This is a genomic window from Bacteroides sp. MSK.18.37 (assembly GCF_019129155.2).
In the GTDB taxonomy this organism is placed as follows: domain Bacteria; phylum Bacteroidota; class Bacteroidia; order Bacteroidales; family Bacteroidaceae; genus Bacteroides; species Bacteroides ovatus.
Genome location: NZ_JAHOIB020000001.1, coordinates 3,442,275 through 3,460,394, shown reverse-complemented (window position 1 = coordinate 3,460,394; position 18,120 = coordinate 3,442,275). Strand labels below are relative to the sequence as shown.

Annotated in this window: 11 protein-coding genes and 1 tRNA gene; 2 read left to right on the top strand and 10 right to left on the bottom strand. The window is 45.8% G+C overall.

All coding sequences use genetic code 11. The features are described from left to right. Positions 1-39: 39 nt before the first annotated feature. Positions 40-111 (bottom strand) — tRNA-Arg (locus KSX81_RS13690). A gap of 203 nt (positions 112-314) precedes the next feature. On the opposite strand from KSX81_RS13690, the gene KSX81_RS13685 reads away from it, so the two are divergent. Then, positions 315-2,165 carry a 2-oxoacid:acceptor oxidoreductase subunit alpha gene (locus tag KSX81_RS13685; RefSeq protein WP_044919250.1) on the top strand — a complete coding sequence of 617 codons (1,851 nt, stop codon included), beginning with the start codon at positions 315-317 and terminating at the stop codon, positions 2,163-2,165. A gap of 3 nt (positions 2,166-2,168) precedes the next feature. Continuing rightward, complete coding sequence (locus KSX81_RS13680; RefSeq protein ID WP_004296489.1) at positions 2,169-3,179, top strand: 2-oxoacid:ferredoxin oxidoreductase subunit beta; 1,011 nt, start codon at positions 2,169-2,171, stop codon at positions 3,177-3,179. Positions 3,180-3,453: 274 nt separating this feature from the next. Here the strand turns inward: KSX81_RS13680 and KSX81_RS13675 are convergent, their stop codons facing one another. Genes KSX81_RS13675 through KSX81_RS13635 form a run of 9 tightly spaced genes read right to left on the bottom strand, consistent with a single transcriptional unit; the run spans position 3,454 to position 18,023 of the window. Further along, complete coding sequence (locus KSX81_RS13675; protein WP_004296491.1) at positions 3,454-4,644, bottom strand: AGE family epimerase/isomerase; 1,191 nt, start codon at positions 4,642-4,644, stop codon at positions 3,454-3,456. A gap of 12 nt (positions 4,645-4,656) precedes the next feature. Next, positions 4,657-6,030 carry an MFS transporter gene (locus KSX81_RS13670; RefSeq protein ID WP_004296492.1) on the bottom strand — a complete coding sequence of 458 codons (1,374 nt, stop codon included), beginning with the start codon at positions 6,028-6,030 and terminating at the stop codon, positions 4,657-4,659. A gap of 29 nt (positions 6,031-6,059) precedes the next feature. Further along, on the bottom strand, positions 6,060-7,232 hold the full coding sequence (locus KSX81_RS13665) for a glycosidase (RefSeq protein ID WP_004323080.1): 1,173 nt from the start codon (positions 7,230-7,232) through the stop codon (positions 6,060-6,062). Between the two features lie 41 nt (positions 7,233-7,273). After that, a complete protein-coding gene (locus KSX81_RS13660) occupies positions 7,274-9,484 on the bottom strand; it encodes an alpha-galactosidase (protein WP_004296494.1) in 2,211 nt (736 codons plus the stop codon). A 6-nt stretch (positions 9,485-9,490) separates the two neighbouring features. Continuing rightward, entirely contained in the window at positions 9,491-10,591 is a 1,101-nt protein-coding gene (locus KSX81_RS13655) for a glycoside hydrolase family 26 protein (protein ID WP_004296495.1), read from the bottom strand. A gap of 17 nt (positions 10,592-10,608) precedes the next feature. Continuing rightward, complete coding sequence (locus tag KSX81_RS13650) at positions 10,609-11,691, bottom strand: glycosyl hydrolase (protein ID WP_004296496.1); 1,083 nt, start codon at positions 11,689-11,691, stop codon at positions 10,609-10,611. A 19-nt stretch (positions 11,692-11,710) separates the two neighbouring features. Beyond that, a complete protein-coding gene (locus tag KSX81_RS13645) occupies positions 11,711-12,886 on the bottom strand; it encodes a glycan-binding surface protein (protein ID WP_004323073.1) in 1,176 nt (391 codons plus the stop codon). 50 nt (positions 12,887-12,936) lie between these two features. Beyond that, positions 12,937-14,748, bottom strand: coding sequence for a RagB/SusD family nutrient uptake outer membrane protein (locus KSX81_RS13640; protein WP_004296498.1), 1,812 nt, complete (start codon positions 14,746-14,748; stop codon positions 12,937-12,939). A gap of 26 nt (positions 14,749-14,774) precedes the next feature. Continuing rightward, entirely contained in the window at positions 14,775-18,023 is a 3,249-nt protein-coding gene (locus tag KSX81_RS13635; protein WP_217725519.1) for a SusC/RagA family TonB-linked outer membrane protein, read from the bottom strand. Positions 18,024-18,120 lie beyond the last annotated feature (97 nt).

Here is an 18,120-nt window from a genome sequence, read left to right as displayed (position 1 = left end):
GAAAGCAAAACAACACCACTCTCATAGATTCTTCTGTAGTAGCCCCGAGGGGAATCGAACCCCTATCTAAAGTTTAGGAAACTTCTATTCTATCCGTTGAACTACAAGGCCGCTTCAAATTTGTTTGCAAAGATAACGGTTTCTGTCGATTTAACAAGAATAAAAATGCAGGTTCCTTTCAGATATTTCAAATAATTGGCGTCAATAGGACAATAAAGTAGGATTTATTTTGATAATTCGATTAACTTTCCGACCTTTGCGCTCACAAATTGAAAGTAAAATCAGTTTTTAAATTAAATATAGTAATTAAAGTTATGGCAGACGAAATGATGGTTAAAGAATTGGAGGAAGTAGTAGTACGTTTCTCCGGCGACTCCGGCGATGGTATGCAGCTGGCCGGCAACATCTTCTCGAACGTGTCGGCTACAGTGGGAAATGACATCTGTACATTCCCTGACTATCCGGCAGACATCCGCGCCCCGCAAGGTTCGCTAACCGGTGTTTCCGGTTTCCAGGTCCACATCGGCGCCGGACAAGTTTACACTCCCGGAGACCGTTGCCACGTATTGGTGGCTATGAACCCTTCCGCACTGAAAACACAAATCAAATTCTGTAAACCGCAAGGACTTATCATCACCGACTCCGACTCATTCGAAGCCAGAGATTTGGAAAAGGCACAATTTAAAACCAACAATCCCTTTGAAGAATTAGGAATAAAACAGGAAGTATTGGAAGTTCCTATCTCTTCCATGTGCAAAGAGAGCCTGAAAGACTCCGGATTGGATAACAAATCGATTCTCCGTTGCAAAAATATGTTTGCACTCGGATTGGTTTGCTGGTTGTTCAACCGTAACCTTGCTGCTGCTGAAAAAATGCTGCGCGAGAAATTCGCCAAGAAACCCGAAATAGCAGAAGCTAATATTAAGGTATTGAACGATGGCTTCAACTACGGAGCAAACACTCATGCTTCTGTCTCTACTTATAAGATTGAAAGCAAAGCTCCGAAATCAAAAGGACTTTATACAGATATCAACGGTAATAAAGCAACCGCTTACGGACTGATTGCCGCAGCTGAAAAAGCAGGTCTGGGGCTCTACCTGGGTTCTTATCCTATCACTCCGGCTACTGATATTCTGCACGAATTAGCTAAACATAAATCATTGGGAGTCAAAACCGTACAGTGCGAAGATGAAATAGCCGGTTGTGCTTCTGCAGTTGGTGCCGCTTTTGCCGGTGCTTTGGCAGTGACTACGACTTCCGGCCCCGGTGTTTGCCTGAAGAGTGAGGCGATGAACCTTGCTGTAATCGGTGAACTTCCATTGGTGATTGTCAATGTACAGCGTGGCGGTCCGTCTACCGGTCTTCCTACTAAATCAGAACAGACCGACTTATTACAAGCCCTTTACGGACGCAACGGCGAAAGCCCGATGCCTGTAATCGCTGCAACATCGCCGACCAACTGTTTCGACGCCGCTTATATGGCATGCAAGATTGCCTTGGAACACATGACTCCGGTTGTATTGCTGACTGATGCTTTCGTAGCTAACGGTTCTGCCGCATGGAAACTTCCTAACCTGGATGAATATCCTGCCATCAATCCTCCGTATGTGACCCCGGATATGGCCGGCAACTGGACTCCTTACCAACGTAATCCGGAAACAGGCGTACGCTACTGGGCTACTCCGGGAACTGAAGGATTCATGCACCGCATCGGTGGTCTTGAAAAGAGCAACGAAACAGGCGTTATCTCTACCGAACCGGAAAACCACAATAAGATGGTTCATCTGCGTCAGGCCAAAGTGGATAAGATTGCAGACTATATCCCCGAACTCGAAGTATTGGGTGACGAGGACGCAGACTTGCTGATTGTTGGCTGGGGCGGTACTTACGGACATCTCCGTCTGGCTATGGACTATATGCGCGAACATGGAAAGAAAGTGGCTTTCGCTCACTTCCAATACATCAATCCGCTGCCGAAGAACACTGCCGATGTGTTGCGTAAATATAAGAAAATCGTGGTAGCTGAACAGAATCTGGGACAATTTGCAGGTTACTTGCGCATGAAAGTGCCCGGATTGAACATCAGCCAGTTCAACCAGGTGAAAGGACAGCCTTTCGTCACGAGAGAATTGATAGATGCATTCACTAAATTATTGGAGGAATAAAAGATGAGCGATAAAGTATATACCGTACAAGATTATAAATCAGGTCAGCCACGCTGGTGTCCGGGATGCGGTGACCACGCTTTCCTGAATTCACTGCACAAAGCCATGGCCGAACTGGGAACAGCTCCGCACGATATTGCCGTAATTTCGGGTATCGGTTGTTCTTCCCGTCTGCCTTATTATGTAAATACCTATGGTTTCCACACCATCCACGGACGTGCAGCCGCTATTGCAACAGGAGCTAAAGTAGCCAATCCAAATTTGACTATCTGGCAGATTTCCGGCGACGGTGACGGTCTGGCAATCGGTGGTAACCACTTCATCCACGCTTTACGCCGTAATATCGACCTGAATATGATTCTGTTGAACAACCGTATCTATGGTCTGACAAAAGGACAATATTCACCGACTTCGGAACGCGGACTTGTAACCAAGTCTTCTCCTTACGGAACCGTGGAAGATCCTTTCCGTCCCGCTGAACTGGCATTCGGCGCCCGCGGACGCTTCTTCGCACGCTGTATTGCAGTAGATGGTGCCGCTTCGGTAGAAGTATTGAAAGCAGCAGCCAACCATAAAGGTGCTTCTGTTGTAGAAGTTCTGCAAAACTGCGTGATCTTCAACGACGGAACTCACGCCAGCGTTGCCACCAAAGAAGGACGTGCCAAGAATGCTATCTATCTGGAGCATGGCAAACCGATGTTGTTCGGCGAAAACAAGGAATTCGGATTGATGCAGGAAGGCTTCGGGCTGAAAGTAGTGAAACTGGGTGAGAACGGTATCACAGAAAAAGATATCCTTATCCACGACGCACACTGTCAGGACAATACACTGCAACTGAAACTGGCTTTGATGGAAGGTCCCGACTTCCCGATTGCGCTCGGTGTAATCCGTGATGTAGACGCTCCGACTTACAATGATGCTGTCGTTGAACAAATCGAAGAAATCAAAGGCAAGAAGAAATATCACAATTTCCAGGAGCTGTTGATGACTAATGAGACTTGGGAAGTGAAGTAATTCACTGCTCATCAATAATATAAAAGCTGGAGGAAAGATAAAACAATCCCTTTCTCCAGCTTTCATTATAAATACACCTCAAGTTTGCTTAAAGGTCATCTTCAGTCATCCCACAGCATACTGGGCGTCACCCCACAAGCCGTGATTTGTTTCATGCCATGAAACCATTTGTTTCTCACCGAGAAACGAAATGTTTCAAGCAGGGAAACAAAGTGTTTCACGCCGAGAAACAAACAGTTCCAAACAGGGTTGGAACTAAACGGTTGCAATGAAATCAAAAGCGCTCCATTATCTCCATACACATACGCCCGTTATGGTAAGGACATTTCCAAAATCCGGCTTTATCATCCTCACGGTTGACAGTCCCATCAGCCGAAAGGCTCCAGTACCATTCTCCATTTGCATAATCAATTAAATACTTTTTGATGAACTCCCAACACCGGACAGCACGTGACAAAGATAGCTTGTCACCGAAATGTTGATATAGATTCATGAATCCTACCACTGTTTCAGCTTGTACCCACCAATGCCGGTCGGCATCAATAGACGAACTGTCAGTCCGTAATTCGTAAATCATTCCTCCGTCGGAAAGAAAGCCCTCCGCAGCAGCTTCAGCCATCTCAACGATATACATTTCTATTTCGGTCAATAGTTGGCGGTCAGCAAGTACGAGTGCCGCCTCATGAATAAGCCACGACGCTTCAATATCATGACCGTAAGATATAATATGGTAATTGCTTCGCCAGTTGTCGTCAAAGAAAAGTTGCAGATGCCTTGTGTCCATATCCATAATCTCATCAATGAACAAACGGATAAGATTATGCAACCGGCTTTTCAGCATTTCATCCTTCCATATCCGGAAAAGATTGGTATAAGGCTCAAGAATATGCAAATGAGTATTCATCGTTTTGCGTTCATTAGCATCCTTGTCACTGAGACGCATATCTGCTATTTCTCCCCATTCTCTGGAAAACGCTTCATAATACCCATTTTTTCCTTTGTCAAAACAATGCAATTCGATGTCATGAAAAAGGCGGACAGCATATTCCAAAGCCTCGTCGTCCGCCGTTGCCCGATGATACTCACTCAGTCCATAAATAGCAAATCCGATAGCATAGACCTGCTTCTTTGTATCCAAAGGCTGCCCATGAGCATCTATGCTCCAATAAACTCCTCCAAATTGTGTATCATAAAAGCGGTCGATTATTTCACGTTTGGCGCGAGTGGCAATTTCCAGATATTCGGTCTTATGCAACAGGCGGTAAGCAGCAGAGAACGTCCACAGGATGCGTGCATTCATGACAGCTCCCTTCTCCGCTTCAGCAACCAAACATTCCTGCCCTGTGATGCGACCGTAAAATCCTCCATTCCCTCTATCCTGCATTTTTTCTATCCAGTAAGGGAGAATATTAGTGGTAAGCACTTGTTGCACCTCCTCTTTCAGGCGTTCAATAGTAGTTTCCATAATCCTAAATGTTTAATGTTGGTTTCTCTTCTGTTCCAGTTCCCCGATGATTTCTTTCATTCTTCTTTCGGATAGCGGATACATGCTGATAAATAAAATACTCAATAAGGTACCTATGGCAGGCAAAAAGCTGAGAAACATCCTGATACCATTAATAGCCTGGTCATTTTGCACCACATTCGCCTGGAAACCGAAGTACCCCAACAACCAGCCAGTGACAGCGCTGCCGATTGCCCACCCGAACTTCTGGCTCATGGATGAAGAAGAAAATATCAGTCCGGTAGCCCTGTTACCCGTTTTAAGTTCGGAATAGTCTACACAATCGGCATACATGCTCCATAAAAGAGGAAAAATACTGCCGGCACAAATACTGATAAGTATCTGGAAAATAAAAATGAGTACGAGATTCTCTTTATCGAACCAGTAGAAAACGATACTGAGCACCGTTGCAACTACCATAGCCCACATATAAGTTCTTTTCTTCCCGATACGGTTACTGACCGGAGCGGCCAAAACCACTCCGATAATATTAGCCGCCTGTCCAATAGCCAGGTACAGTCCGCTTAATACAAATGGGATACCTAGAAAAGTAACCGGCTCATTACTGTTTTCTACAATAAAGTACTTGAAATAATACACAGTGGCACCGTCACGAATGGAATTGAAAATCAAGGCAGCAATACCCGCTCCCAACAAAATCCACCAGGGACGGTTGTGCAACAAATCTTTCAAATCATCTTTCAGCGGGGCTTGCTTCTCCCTTATAGGTTTCACACGCTCACGGGTCAAAGCAAAACAACCGATAAAAAAGACAGTACACATGACAGCAATCACAGTTACAGCCATTTCCCAACCATATTGCTCACCATGTCCCTCGCTAAAAGCATTCACCATAGGCATGAACAGCAGCAATGCGATGAAACTGCCCAAATAGGCAAATACCATGCGGTAGACAGACAGTACATTGCGATCGTGCGGTTCGGCACTCATTACACCTAACAGAGAAGCATAAGGCACATTGATAGCAGAATAAACCATCATCATCAGTGAGTAAGTAATATAAGCATATACAATCTTCGCCGTCATGCTCCATTCGGGAGTAGTAAAAGTAAGGATTCCGATGAAGGCAAACGGAAAAGCAAGAAATAGCAGATAAGGGCGGAACTTCCCCCACCGTGAATGAGTGCGGTCGGCAATGATTCCGACAATAGGATCGAATGCCGAATCCCATACACGAGTGACGAGGAACATAGTCCCCACAACGGCTGCAGACATCCCGAATACATCCGTATAGAATATCATAAGATAAGAGCCGAACAACTTCCAGAACATAGAGGAAGCCATGTCTCCCAAACCGTAGCCAATCTTTTCTTTTAGTTTTATCATGGTAGACCGTTATTTAAGGATGCTGTGCATCAACTCATCAATTTCAGGTTTTTCGCAATCTGGCGTTTCAGTATTTCCACAGAAGCAGATGAAGAATAACCGTCTTGCGGAGTATTCAGACAATAATCCACCAATCGGTCTATGGTAGAAGTTGCCACATGCATACGTGTATCACTCGAAGCGTAATAAATGAATACTTTTCCGTCTTCATCTGCAATCCAGCCATTGGAAAACAGTACATTCGAAACATCTCCCACACGCTCCCCGCCTTCGGGAACCATGATTGCCCCGGCAGGAGAAGCTATCACACGCGTCGGGTCTTCAAGAGAAGTCATATACATATAAAGAACATACCTTAACCCGGCGGCACATCCGCGAACCCCATGTGCCAGATGCAGCCACCCTTTAGGAGTCTTGATAGGATGCGGTCCTTCTCCGTTCTTCACCTCTTTGATGGTATGATAATAGCGCCGGTCAATAATCGTTTCCTCTCTTACCTCCGCATGAGTCATATCGTCCACCAATGCCCAGCCGATTCCCCCTCCGCTTCCGGCATCGATGAATCCGTCCTGCGGACGGGTGTAAAGTGCATATTTCCCATTGACGAATTCGGGATGAAGCACGACATTGCGTTGCTGGCTTCCGGTCTTCAAATCAGGCAGCCGCTCCCAGTTCACAAAATCTTTGGTACGAGCTATGGCAGCAGTGGCAGTTGCCGACGACAAGTCGCCCGCCGGCGCTGCCGGGTCATGTCTTTCCGCGCAGAAAATGCCGTACACCCAGCCGTCTTCATGCGCCGTAAGGCGCATATCATAAATATTGGTAGCCGGAATCACATCTTCGGGCATCGTAATAGGATAATCCCAAAAACGGAAATTGTCAATGCCATTAGGACTCTCGGCCACCGCAAAAAACGATTTACGGTCGGCACCTTCCACACGTACTACCAACAGGTACTTGCCGTTCCATTTAATAGCGCCGGAATTCAATGTAGCGTTCATGCCGATACGCTCCATCAGATAAGGGTTGGATTCAGAATCCAAATCATAACGCCAGAAGACAGGAGTATGGGCAGCCGTCAGTATCGGATACTTATAACGGGTGAGAATACCGTTACCGTCTTCCAAAGGCACATTCTTGCTGGTAATCAGTTTATTGTAATCATCAAACAGAGTATTCAACTTCTCTTTAAATGTAATCATATCAATCGTCAAATTAAATGTCGTTATTCTCTTATATATATTCACTTAACCTCTTCCAGATAAAGTACCCGACTGGAATAATCACTCAACTTATGGTAATCCACTTTGTGATTATAAGGCATTTCCAGCCCGTTCGCCATCAGATACGCGCCGCTGAAAGCTTTTCCTTCGTAATCCAGAGGCTGGTTGTCTATCCTGTTCAGCTCGGTCACCTTATAAATCTTATCCGGATGAAGCCCCGCCATCCTGGTACGCGGCAAATGCTGATTGCAAAAATGCTCGGTCTTCCACCAATAGAACACAGCCTTCTCTTTTTCCGGTGCAACATACATCAGCGAAGCTGCCCCCAGCCTGTCATACGGAGAAAGCAACCGGTAAATATCTCCCAACTGTACCACAGGACGAATCATTTTATAATCAGCAATAGCTTTACGGCATAGCTCTTTCTCTTCGCCTGTCATATTCTTGGGCTGTATTTCCATTCCCAAACGACCGCTCATAGCCACATCGATACGGTATTTCAAAGGAATGGTGCGGAAAGTCTGATGATTGGGCGCAGCACTGATATGTGAAGCCATAGCTATAGCCGGAAAGAAATAAGAGGCTCCCCATTGCATATAAATTCGTTGCAACGCATCCGTATTGTCACTCACCCAAAACTCATCAAAGTAAGGAAGCACTCCATAATTGGCACGCCCGCCTCCACTGGCACACGCCTGTATGGTGAGTTCCGGATATTTGGCACGTATCCGGCGGCAAACATTCTCAAATCCCCGATGATAGGCAATATACAGATGACTTTGTTCATCCTTCGGCAGATAGTCCGACCCATGATTCATAATAGCCATGTTCGCATCCCATTTGATGTAATCTATTTCCGGATAATTGGTCATCAAAGTGTCTACAAGATTGAATATGAAATCCTGCACCTGCGGATTACCCAAGTCAAGCACCACCTGCGTCCCTCCACGCCCCAATACCGGTTCGCGCAAGGGAGCTTTCAATATCCATTCCGGATGTTTTTCGTAAAGTTCACTAGTGGTATTGGCCATTTCCGGTTCAATCCATATACCGAACTTCACCTTATATTGGCGGGCATCGTCCACCAATTTACGGATACCACCGGGCAGCTTCCCGGTATCCACCTTCCAGTCGCCCAATGAAGAATTGTCAGAGTTACGTTTGTATTTATCGCCAAACCACCCGTCATCCATCACAAACAGTTCACCGCCCATAGATGCGATATCTCCCATCATCTGGTTCATACCGTTCTCGTTGATATCAAAATACACTCCTTCCCAACTGTTCAGCAATATTTTACGGAGAGAATTTCCATGCGCCAGTTTGTATTTGCGCGCCCAACGATGAAAGTTACGGCTGCATCCGCTCAACCCTTCAGCACTGTAAGTCAATGCTAAAGCCGGAGTTATGAAAAGTTCTCCTTTCTTCAAGTTATAAACTGAATTTTCTTCATTTATGCCGGCATAAAACTGGTGATATTCACTATCGTCCGTATCAATGCGCAGTTTGTAGTTTCCGCCATAACAAAGAGCTGCACCAATGACATTGCCATAGTTCTCCTGAGGTTTCCCGTCAAGCGAGAACATCACCTCGGCATGTGCCGTATGTGAATTTCTCACACCGTCCCGGTTCTTTATCACTTTCATGCCCGGTTCAAGAGGTTCCTGCACAAGCCTTCCCTCGTTGGCCCATGAGCCATACAGACTTGATAACCATACATCTCCCCTTCTCACAGGCAGAAAAGCCGAATCAAACTTACGTAACATAACGTTCTTTTTCTCCGCATGGGCTATCTCCGTCCAAGTCTCTATGATATCGACATCGGAGTAGGCCTTGTAGCACACATTCACAGAAAACGGATAGACCTTGTCTTTCAGTTTAATGACAGCAGTAACTGCTCCGTCAGTGTTCTTTATTTCCGTACCAGCCACTTCCATTTGCAAAGTCATATTTCCGTCGGCATGAGTCACTGCCAGCGCCGACTCACCCGGGCAGTTCATACCATATACCGGATAAGCCCCATGTTGCATGGTAGGTGCATTATAAACTTCGCGACAGTCATTTTCAGTAAGCTTACTGCCATAATATACATACTTCAACTCTCCTCCCGCCGGAGCCGAGAGCACCAGTGAGGTACGAGGGGTTGACAAATGTATATTTTGGGCAGCCAGGTCTCCTGTTACAAACAAAAGCATAGTAAACAGGCAGATTCTAATCAGGTTCTTCATCATGTTTCCTTATTTATAGAGTTCAAAATTGTCTCCGACAAACAATATTTTCGGAGACCGACTGAATTTCACAAAATCATCGGCAGATACTTGTCCGGGATAGGGAGCATAATAATGAGTGGACTTTTCACGCGCATTACGCCAAACCAGTACATAACTGAGGGGATATTTCTCAATGACAGGCAACAGAGTCCCTGTCCACCATAAAGAATCGGGAATGCCTTCCAATCCTGTTTCGGTCAGGGCAATAGGCTTATCGTGCTTCTTGCCCGCCTCGGTCAGAATCGTCAGCATCTTGTTCAATTGCTTGATATACTGGGAACGTTCAAACTGATATACATCCGTACCGAGAACATCTATAATATCATCCCCCGGATAGCGTTCAAGATATTCCTCAACCGTATCAGATTCCATTCCCGGAGAGTAAGCTAACAGCACATTATTCACTCCCTTCAGACGCAAACGGTCATTAGTCATCCGCCAAAGGGTCTTGTACTGTTCCGAAGAGCACAAATCCTTTCCCCACCAAAACCAGCTTCCGGTATGTTCATGCCAAGGGCGGAACACCACAGGAATGAGTACACCCTCCTTTGTCTTCAGCGAAAGCAGGAAATCGGCCACACGGTCTATCCATTCGAGCATTTTCACATGGTTCTCTCCCCCTTGCATGACAGAAGCCACTACGGTGCTATCGGTCACATCCCATGAGTCACCGCCCGTTTTCGGATTACGTACATGCCAACTGAGCGAAATCATGCCGCCACGGGCATACTGCTCGATAATATATTCACGAAGATGCGCAAAGGATACTTTGTCAAGATTATGTGTTCCTCCGAGTTCAATCTCGCCCAAATCGAAAGACATCACCCCCGGATAGGCACCGCAGACACTTTTAACATCGCTACGACCCTTATCTCCTTCCCAACCTATTCCGTAAGCAGTATCATCATGATGACCGAAAAGGATGCCTTTCCGTTCCGCCTGTTTCAAGTTTTGCAACAAGGCAACTGTTTCCGGAGTTTTTTCACCGGTTTCTCCACTTCCGCTACATGCAGTCGGCAAGAGGAGGCAAAATATCGCATTAATAGTCAGAATAATATATTTCATCATAAAAGTTGAATAGTCTGTTATTTAAACGAAGGCAAATCACTACGGCAAATCACACCAGGCTGGCCGAAAGCGTTGTTCCACCAAGCCTTGTCGGCATGTTCGTGCTGTCCGGAATTAAAAACAGGCGCAGTAGTGTCCTTTGTCACTTCATAATCATACCAAGTCATGAACCATGCCCATTGGGCTCCGGCTGCCAGTTGCTTGTCTATGGTTGCCACATCACCACATTCGCTAAGTGCAATCAGCTTGTCCGGGAAAGCTTTTTTTAGTGCATCAAAATCCGTTGCCAGTCCGGCAGCGCTGGTCTTGTGGTACACGTCCCGTCCGATAATATCCACGTATGCATCACCAGGATACCAGTCCCTGTCGTTCGTTTCACTAGTCCATACCCAGATAAGATTGTTCAGCCCTTTCTGCTTGAAAGTCTCATATACGAGTTTCCAGAGCCGTTTGTATGAAGCTGCATCTTTCCCCCACCAGAACCATTTGCCTGCAGCTTCGTGCAACGGTCTCCAAATTACAGGAATATTCTTCTGCTTCAAAAGCAGTAAGTAACCCGCCAATTCTTCCAAATCGGCTTTAATGATTTCATTTTCCCGGGTTCCCTCCTGCAATGCCTTGGTGATGTCAAAATCCGTTTCACTAATCATACATTTATACTCACTGCTATTTTCCGTGACCGGCACATTCCAATGCCAGCAAGCAGCAACCAATCCTCCGGCATTCCACCAGTCTTCAACAACCGATATCTTATTATAATCAATCCAGTCGGCCGGTGAAGCGGGAAGGTTCATGTAATCAAAGCAGGCAATGGCAGGATACTTCCCGGTCTGACGGTTTACCCATATTGCTTCATTGACGTTCCATGTCACGTTCGCCATTGTACTGCTCAAAGTTTTTCTCCCCCAGCAGTTTCTCAGATATGTATACACTTTCTTAGCCTCAACGGATGCACCTTCGGTGCAAAGTTCTTTCTTTATCAATGAATTGTCCACCGGTTCCGACTCCGGAGCCGGAAAGTCTTCCCCGGACGAGGAAGAGCATCCTGCTCCTATGCCGCAAAAGATGAAATAAATCAAAAAGTTATATATATTCTTCATACCTATTTTCTATAATCATTTACCGGATTTTCTTCTCAATACGGATATTGGCGAAACTGTGGTCTACGTTCCAATCCGAATTAGGTTGGAGAATGAATGACAACCCTGTCCATCCTTCCGAGAAAGCATTACCCGACACGGTCTGCAAATCAATCGAAACAGTACACCACTTCCCGTAAGTATTGAAACTGCCATTCGCAGAAGGATTCCACGGATAATTGCCATTATTAAGCTGAATCAGATAGCCATATCCAGCCGAATCGTAGAACGGATGTCCCGTAGGAGAGTAAACCTCAAACTTAAAATTGTAATCGGCAGGAGCTGCCGCCACATCAGCCGGACAGTTGAATCCTCCGCAAACAAGATTCGTCCAATTCCAGGCACCATAACTGCCGGTTACCCTAAAATAAGGTCCATAGAGAATTTCGGGCTCATTGTCGCCTGCTTCATTGATGATAAGTTCTTTGCCTGCCCAGAGTCCGTAATCATCAGGATGAGAAAGGTTCCAGATAATCGCATCCGTCATACGATAAGGGATTTTTTCGGTATGTGCAACAGAACCCGCTCCCATATAACTCACTTCGATGACAGAGTTATCCTGAGCATCTTCAGGAATGACAACTGACATATATTTGTCCGAGATGGAATCTACCTCAAGCTCGACACCATTCATTTTGACAGTAGAAGTGGAATTCGCGCCTCCGAACCCATAGAGGTCGAAGTATTTACCTTTCAGCTGTACAGATGTGCCGGGAAGAGCAAACTCATTATATAGACCGTCCACCTGAACCAAGGGTACAGACACCGTGAAATCATAAGTGGTACTTCCCAACTCCGTTTCATAATAGAGCTTATTATTCACTTCCAACGGAATCTGACGGGGAATGGGAAGATAGGCACTGCTGGCAGTCGCATATACCTCACCGACAGGAAGTTCAACATCATTGAACATCACTTTCCTCACACGGCTTAAATTGGAACCGTCGAGTACAATCATCTGCTCCAGATTTCCGTCAGTGATTGGCAACAATTTATCCCTGTCTTTGGAGTCATACACAGCGTCAATAACGGGGGCACCGCTTGACGCCATTTCGTCATCATAATTATCATTATAGGTCACTATGTCCTGACAAGCACCAAAGCTCAACGCCATACAGCACATAAGAGTTATGGATTTGAAAGATAATCTTTTCATGAAATATTGATTTTAAATTTCTGACTTTATTCTAGAATAGGGAAGGCACTTTAACTCCAACCCGGATTATTGCTGTCAATCGCTTCATTAGTAGAAACCTCATCAGAAGGCAATGGAAAGAGCAAATGACGCTGTTCACGATGTTTGTTCACACCGGCTTCATCGTAGTGGGTTTGAGAACCGTCCTTGTTGATTCCGCCGATAGAGTTCATCACTTCCACATAGATTCCCCAACGAATCAAATCCCATCGCCTGTCTCCTTCCAGCGCAAGTTCTTTGGCACGTTCTTCAAAAATGGCGGAACGCAGGGCTTGTTTGGAAGCAATGGCTCCATCACCGGAACTTGATGCAAGAGTGGCATTCGAACGGATACGTACCCTATTCAATGCACTGATAGCCTCCGAAGATACTCCATTATCCAATTCACATTTCGCTTCTGCGTAAATCAGCACGATGTCAGCCAGACGAAGGAAAGGCCAGTAGGCATCCGATTTTTTCTGTGTGGCGTCTGTAACGTCTGCATATTTGTTGGTGAATGCCAGACACTCGTTCGATACGTTAAAGTAATAGTTACGTCCGTCGTTGTAGGGAGCTTCCGGTTCTGCCACATAATTTCCGTTAGCATCATAGCCTGTGGCCTTCAGCACGTACTCCGGCGTATTCGGATAGAAAAAGCCGCTCTTCGGTTTTCCCTCTTCGTCCTGATAGCTTACTATAAAACGATGTTTCACTCCTTGTGTGACACGGTAATCCTGAGAGGTGAACAGAGTATACCAGTGATAACGGTTGCCGATATACAGACCGCTGGCCACTACACCGCGTCCATTGTCAATCCCATTGTACCATTCAAAGATACTGTTTCCATAAAGTTCATCACCGTTGGCACCTTGCAAGGCAAACAGGTGTTCGGTACTTTGCCCCAGTCCGGAACGCTTCCACAGTTGGTCATAAGGAAGCAGGTCATGGCTGCCGTAGTTGTTGTCCGGAGTAGGATAGAGCAGATATCCCGCCCATTTGGCAGCTTTTTCATAGCAATCCCTCCAATCGAAACTCTCGTAACCTTTCACCTGAGTCTTTACAAACTCCCGCCTTACAGGCATATCCAAGACTTTATCGTCACCATTGTATGAATAAGACGAACCGGTCATCACTGTCATTTTCTCACCTGCAGGAAGTGCACCGGAAGCCATGGTTGCATATACTTTAGCGAGCAGTCCGACAGCTGTTCCTGCACATACATGTCCTGTCTGATACTCCGCATCCGTATTCTTATAAAGACGGGGAATGGCTTCCTCTTCCAAAAGACGAACTATTTCAGCATAGACATCGGCTATCGGACGGCGAGGATTGTTGTATCCCGTCCCGTCCGTGACAGCCCTGTCAAACAACGGGATCTCACCATACGCCTTTACCAGCATAAAATAGGCAAAAGCCTTTTGGAAATACACCTCACCCAGACCGTTCGTCTTTACCCGTTCATCGGCACCCGTGATTGCATTGATATATTTAATAGCCACATTAGCGCGATTAATCAAGTTATAGCAACCCTTCCAAATGGTATTGGTCACATCATCTCCCTGATAATTGCCGGCACCTGCATTGCTGAATGCCCAGTCAGGGCCGGAAGCATAGTCACAGTCCATATCAAGCACGCGGGGGAAATTCCCCCAACGGAACATATCGTCCGCCCATTTACTGTACACGCCGGTCACCCATTGGCTGACTGCAGCATCATCGTTGCCCACCTCTTCCGGGCCCACAAAAGAATATGGCTTTTCGCTCAAGAAATCCTGGCAAGCGGAGAAAGTTGTCATGCCTGCTAAAGAAAGAGATAACAGGATATATATTTTTTTCAGTTTCATGGAGTTACATTTAATTGTTTATCATCTTAAAAATCTACTTTTATGCCCAATGAGAATGTGCGGCTGCTGGGATAGGAATACACATCAACACCACGCCGGGAGGCATCCGAACCGAAAGCATTCACTTCGGGGTCGAACCAGCTATAGCCGGTAATGGTGAAGAGATTGGTTGCGCTGGCATACACATTGACATTGCTGATACCTTTGAAATTAGGTTTCCAGACATACCCGATATTCAAGCTTTTCAGCTTCAAGTAAGAGCCGTCTTCTACATAACGGTTAGAGATAAGCATATTACGTTCGTAGCCCGAAACGGCTTTCGGCCACTTTGCCTGGGCGGCATTGGCTTCTGTCCAGCGGGTATTATAGGCTTCATGGGTGATATTACCCACATTCCCCATCTTCATATCCATCAGGTTGCCATTGAAAATGTCGTTTCCCTGACTTCCTTGCAGGAAAAAGCTCAATGTAACGCCCTTCCACTCGAAGTTGCTGGTAAGTCCATAAACAAAATCAGGATTCGTATCTCCGATAATCACCCGGTCGGCCGAAGTAATATCGGGATTATCATCAAAGTTCCTGTATTTTATTTCACCAATCATACCGGCGCCTTTTGCGCGGATATCTGCACTGGGCGAAGCCATCACCTCTGCCAGATTATCATAGAATCCATCTTCTACATAACCATATATAGCCCCGATAGGACAACCGTTGCGCTGTATGAACACCTCATCAGCCGAACTCCATAATTTCTGCGCAAACTGGTCTGCTTTCAGTCCGCCAATCCTGTTGCGGTTGAACGAGATATTCGCATCGATATTCCATTTCAGCGGTGTATTCTGCAACACATAGAACTTACCGGTCAGTTCAAGCCCTTCATTAGTGATGTGTCCGCTATTGACCATCATGCTACCGAAGCCGGTACTTGAAGGGATTTTCACATCCTGAAGCAAATCGCGTGTTTTCTTATGATAATAATCCACCGTCAGGTTAATACGGTTATTCAAGAATCCCATATCAATTCCCACATTATATTGGGCAGTCGTCTCCCAGCGCAAGTCATCGGAAACCGGGCCTCTCCAGTCCACTTCGGCAAAGCCGCTGTTGATAGCCCCGCCAAAAGGATAGTTTGCCATATTAAGCATTGGCAGCGTACGATAACTTCCGATACCTTGGTTACCCGTTTCACCATAACTCAGGCGCAACTTCAAGTTACTGAATATCCCCAAATCTTTGATAAACTTCTCTTCCGACATACGCCATGCAACAGCTCCAGAAAGGAAACTAGCCCACTTGTTCTTATCGGTAAACTTACTCGAACCGTCAGCACGACAGGATGCAGTAAGGATATATTTATCCATGAGAGTGTAATTGACACGTGCCAGGAATGAAGCTAAAGCTGCATCTCCCCTGTCAGACCTCAATTTGCCCGGATTAGCTCCCAAACTCATATCGAAATCCTGAGTGATGTCGTTGGGAAATCCCGTGGCCGACATTGCTTTGCTTCCCCAACTGGATTTCTCTGCCGTAAAACCTGCCACCGCATTAACGCTATGGATACCGAACGTCTTATCGAACGTCAGCAGTGATTCGGCGGTGATTCCCAACCACCAGTTGCTTGACTGTTCGGCCTTGCCATTGATATTAGTAGTGGACGAACCTTCCTGCGTTTCGCGGCCATAGTACATGCCACGGTCATTGTTAGTATAACTGATACCCAAATTCTGTCTGAACTTCAGAAAAGACAAAAGTTTAACCTCCATATAGCTTGAATTGAACACATTTATGCTGCGCAAATTATCTTTTGTGTTGGTTATATAAGCCAACGGATTAGATGCAAGCCAGCTCAATTCACCAGTTTCCGCCTTATTCTTCTGCGGATCATACGTCGAGGGAAACACCAATGCAGAACGGATAACACCACAATCAGAAGAGTTGGTCTTCGAGAAATCCGTATCAGTATGTGTGAAACTGGTATTCATGCCCATTTCCAACCATTTGGTTATATACCTGCCTATATTGGAACGTAATGAATAACGGGTAAAACCGGAATTCTTGATGATACCGTCCTGTTTGAGGAAATTACCGGAGAATGAGTGCCAACCCTTGTCCGAACCGCCCGATACACTGATATTATATTCCTGCGAAAAGCCGTTCTGATAAATCAAATCCTGCCAGTCGGCCACCCCCACATAGGAAATGTTACCATATTCATCTACATAATCACCCGGTCGGAGGAAGTCTTCCGGTGCCGGCAGGTATTTGCCAGCAGAAGTATCGTTTCCGCCACCCGGCAAGGCCGGATATTCCCAAGCCCCGGGATACGGCAGCTTGCCATAAGGTTTATTACTATATTTATAATCATTAAGCACTTGTTCGTTTTGATAATTGGCATAAGTGAATGCGTCGAGCACATCCATACGTTTCGCTATCTTCGAGAATGTAAAGTTGGCACTGAATTCCACCTTTTCATTTCCCTTCTCACCTCGTTTGGTGGTTATGATAACAACCCCGTTCGCCCCACGGGAACCATATATGGCAGTCGCGGAAGCATCTTTCAAGACATCAATACTCTGAATGTCGTGCGGATTGATAAATGCCAATGGGTTTGATTTATTCTGACTGTTATTTGTGTCACTGGCTGGGGTATCTCCCATATCAAACGGCACGCCGTCTACAATATAAAGAGGTTGTGAGTTGGTAGAGAAAGAGTTCGTACCGCGAATCTGAATACTGATGCCGCCCCCCGGAGCGCCGTCACTCTGATTCACCTGCACACCGGCAATCTTGCCCGCCAACCCCTTACTCAAATCAGTAGGATTGCCTTTCATCAGGTCGTCACTTTTTATCTGCGAAACGGCACCGCTCAAATCACGTTTCTTCATTGTACCATAACCCACTACGACAACCTCGTCCAGCAGTTCCGCATCATCCTTAAGAACAACAGTCACCTGGGCCTGTCCGTTCTTTAAGGATACTTCCTGCTGCTTATAGCCAATAAAGCTGACCTGTAAAACCGCCCCTTGCGAAACGGTTAATGTAAAATCACCGTTCAAATCAGTGATAGTTCCGTTTGTCGTACCTTTCTGTACTACATTTGCACCAATCACCGGTTCTCCCGAAGCATCCGTCACCCGTCCTTTTATTTTAACGGATTGCTGTTGTATCATTGCTGTCGTGTCGGCAGACGCATTAGCGGGAAGAGGAACACCACTAACCAGAGATGCCAAGCAGAGCCCTGTGATAAATACTGTTTTTCTGGATTTTAGATTCATAATATAAATATTTGATAGGTTTTTATTCTGTCGATTTAAGGACTTCCTTTTGACTGTGGCAAATGTACGAATAAAAAAGTACCGCCTATTTCTCATT